At 26.7% G+C, this 2256-nt stretch carries 2 protein-coding genes and 3 tRNA genes; 1 reads left to right on the plus strand and 4 read right to left on the minus strand.

Going from position 1 to position 2256, the window contains the following annotated elements:
• Positions 1 to 224: 224 nt before the first annotated feature.
• The 4 genes from RR409_RS21055 to RR409_RS21070 form a co-directional block, all read right to left on the minus strand.
• Positions 225 to 875, minus strand: a complete 651-nt coding sequence (locus RR409_RS21055; RefSeq protein ID WP_332559733.1) for a phage head-tail adapter protein — start codon at positions 873 to 875, stop codon at positions 225 to 227.
• 307 nt (positions 876 to 1182) lie between these two features.
• Positions 1183 to 1258 (minus strand) — tRNA-Thr (locus RR409_RS21060).
• Positions 1259 to 1264: 6 nt separating this feature from the next.
• Positions 1265 to 1339: transfer RNA gene (locus tag RR409_RS21065), tRNA-Val, on the minus strand.
• Positions 1340 to 1384: 45 nt separating this feature from the next.
• Positions 1385 to 1461: transfer RNA gene (locus RR409_RS21070), tRNA-Ile, on the minus strand.
• A 109-nt stretch (positions 1462 to 1570) separates the two neighbouring features.
• Here RR409_RS21070 and RR409_RS21075 point away from each other — a divergent pair.
• A partial coding sequence (locus tag RR409_RS21075; RefSeq protein ID WP_332559734.1) for a hypothetical protein occupies positions 1571 to 2256 on the plus strand: 686 nt, incomplete at its 3' end.

The following is a 2256-nucleotide window of genomic DNA, read 5'->3' on the forward strand; positions in this document are numbered from 1 at the left end:
AGTTTAACGTTATTAAAATAGAAACACTGTCTTTCATTAAAAAAATAAATTAAATTAATAAAACTTCTTTTCCCTGTTAATATCAACAATGCAATCAGCACCAGTCCTCATAGACGTTTCTTATATACATGTAATTACAAATAACAAATAGTTTAAATATAACCACTCAATTTATAATCCCTTGATTTATCCTTAAAGTGTTTGTTTTATATTAATGACTTTGTTTATCTAACAATCTTATTCTTGATTCTAAGCGATGCTTCTAAATGCATTATATAATGACGTGAAAACGGCATTCCTAATAACCCTTTAATATTTTTACCACACCAATAGTCAATCAACCACGTTTCACTTGGAGCTATTGTATTAGTTATTCTAATTCTATTCTTATCTTCTTCAGAATATATTATTCTTAAATCTTCAAACGTAAGTAAAGATAACCATTCATTTGATTCTTCAAATACTTCTTTTGCATAATTCCACAATTCTTCTATTTTTAATTTTTTAGAAAAATTAAAAATACATTCCTTTTTTAATTCGTTTCCTGTTGTAATAATTGATGAATTCATTTTATTTTGGTAATTATCTCTCGTAAAAATTTGTTGTTTGTTTTTTATTAATGTATTTAATACAATATCTTCAATTCTAAATACATGATAAATAGAATAAGAAATTGTTTTAGATTCATATCCTTCTTTAGCAATAAAAGGTTGTTTTGAATAATCATCATTTGATAATTCTTTCATAGAATCAAACCAATAATAAAATAATAGAGTTCTTAACTTTATTAATTCTTTAATGCCTTCATTAAAAGAAACTCTATTATTTAACAATAATTTTACTTCTTTATTTTTTTCCGACCATTCTTTATTCATCTTTCTTTACCTAAAATTATTTATTTAACAAACTTTAATAACTCATATTTTCACTTTGAATAATACCATTATAATCTAGTTTTATTATTTTGAAAATATTAAACTTGTAAGTTAAATATTTTCAATTCAATTTACTTTTACTTATATGTTATTTGTTTTAAATCTTTTTTCTTTTTAAATTTAGTTCGTGGGTTCAAGTATAAATATCTTTTACGTTTACCATCGCAAAATCAATTTATGACGTTAGAAAATAAACGTAAAATATAAAAAATCGATCCTTCGTAAGGATCGATTTATTGTTTTTTTCTGGTGCCGTCTATCGGAATCGAACCAACAACCTATTGATTACAAATCAATTGCTCTGCCAATTGAGCTAAGACGGCGTATATTGGTGGACATTATAGGGATTGAACCTATGGCCTCTTCCGTGTGAAGGAAGCGCTCTCCCGCTGAGCTAAATGTCCACTTAACTCATTCAATCTCTAAGAAATAGTATGTTGCAAATTTAATGGTGGGCCTTAATAGGCTCGAACTATCGACCTCGTCCTTATCAGGGACGCGCTCTAACCAACTGAGCTAAAGGCCCACATACGCTTTGCGCTTATTTAATATACAATAATTTTATTTACAATTCAATCAAAAAAATACCATTTTAGTAAATAAAACTATATAATTTAGATATAAGGAATTATATTATGAAAAGAAAATTATTATTTACGGTTATTGCTCCTTTAGCAATGATAACCTCGTGTACTGGATATACTAGTTCTACTACTAGTTCTTCTAGTAATATTTCGTCTTCTTCTACTTCAACTACTACTAGTACTTCTAGTGAATCTTCTTCAACAACTAGTATTACTACTCCTATTTCAATACCTAGTTCCTTTGTTTCAATTGGTGATCATGATCCAAATAAAATAGAACCAATAACATATGAAGAAGCCTTAGCTATTGCTTTTACTCGAATTAATGAAACAGAATCATTTAACTATATAAATACTATTCAAGAAGAAAGTACAGCTAGTGCTATTCAAGGAGTATATGCTTATAAATTTATTCAACAAATAGATGATACTCCAGGAGAATATTATATGTATTCTTATATTAAGGAAACATATGCTTTTATATTAGATAAAAAACTCATTGATCTAGTTAATAAAATAGATAATCAATATCAATATCTTAGCAGTAATCCTAATGCTACAAATACCGGAAATAAGACAGAAGAAGAAACTAAAACACTAATAGCTAATTCAAAACAAAATGCTTTTAAAGCATTATTTATAAGAACCTTCTTATTAAATAATGCTTACGTCAGTAACTTAAACTTTTATGTTACTGGCGCCTCTTCTATTATATTTGAAGTAGCCTCAGAAATATC

The organism is Clostridium sp., assembly GCF_036642255.1.
In the GTDB taxonomy this organism is placed as follows: Bacteria; Bacillota; Clostridia; order Clostridiales; family Clostridiaceae; genus Clostridium_J.